Source organism: Mycobacterium sp. (assembly GCF_040398885.1).
Taxonomy (GTDB): domain Bacteria; phylum Actinomycetota; class Actinomycetes; order Mycobacteriales; family Mycobacteriaceae; genus Mycobacterium.
On record NZ_JBBATF010000320.1, the window covers coordinates 1 to 1,159 of the forward strand.

The window sequence follows — 1,159 nt, forward strand, 5'->3', positions numbered from 1 at the left end:
AGTCGCTGTACGACTTCAACCTGGCGACCTACGACGAGGGCGACACCTTCGACCAGTCCGCGGCCAAGGGCTTCGTGCACGTCCACGGCCTGTCGTCGAAGATCGCCGCCCGCCGGGACCTGGGGCTGTGACATGACGCCCAAACCGACATTCGGGCGCGAAAGTGTTGGTGAATCCCGCCAATTCGTCGATGTCGACGGGACGGGCCGGCCGCTGTGAACGCCGACGCGGGAACCACCAACCAGGGCTCGCTGTGGGGCGGCCGCTTCGAGGGCGGTCCGGCCGACGCTCTCGCGGCCCTGAGCCGCTCCACCCACTTCGACTGGGTGCTGGCGCCCTACGACGTCGCGGCGTCGAAGGCGCACGCGAAGGTGCTGCACGCCGCCGGCCTGTTGACCGACGACCAGCGCGACGGATTGCTGGCCGGCCTGGACAGCCTGGGCAGCGACGTCGCCGACGGCAGCTTCGCGCCGTTGGTGACCGACGAGGACGTGCACGGGGCGCTGGAGCGCGGGCTCATCGACCGGGTCGGCCCGGACCTGGGCGGGCGGCTGCGGGCCGGAAGGTCCCGCAACGACCAGGTGGCGACCCTGTTCCGGATGTGGTTGCGCGACGCGATGTCCCGGGTGGCCGGCGGTGTCCTCGACGTGGTCGACGCGCTGACCGCCCAGGCGGCCGCACACCCGGCGGCGGTGATGCCCGGCAAGACCCACCTGCAGGCCGCCCAGCCGGTGCTGCTGGCCCACCACCTGCTGGCCCACGCCCACCCGCTGTTGCGCGACGTCGACCGGATCGCCGACTTCGACGCGCGCGCCGCGGTGTCGCCGTACGGTTCCGGCGCGCTGGCCGGCTCGTCACTGGGACTGGACCCGGACGCAATCGCCGCGGACCTCGGCTTCGCCGCGGCCGCGGACAACTCGATCGACGCCACCGCCTCGCGCGACTTCGCCGCCGAGGCCGCGTTCGTGCTGGCGATGATCGGCGTCGACCTGTCGCGCCTGGCCGAGGACGTCATCCTCTGGAGCACAACGGAATTCGGCTACGTCACCCTCGACGACGCCTGGTCGACCGGCAGTTCCATCATGCCGCAGAAGAAGAACCCCGACATCGCCGAACTGGCCCGGGGCAAGGCCGGCCGGCTGATCGGCAACCTGGCCGG

General features: G+C 71.9%; 1 protein-coding gene and 1 pseudogene. Both read left to right on the forward strand.

The window, feature by feature from the left end; all coding sequences use genetic code 11:
* Positions 1 to 131, forward strand: a pseudogene (locus ADBZ5U_RS16480) (argininosuccinate synthase); the annotation flags it as partial.
* 84 nt (positions 132 to 215) lie between these two features.
* On the forward strand, positions 216 to 1,159 hold a 944-nt coding region (argH, locus tag ADBZ5U_RS16485; RefSeq protein ID WP_526811985.1), incomplete at its 3' end, for an argininosuccinate lyase.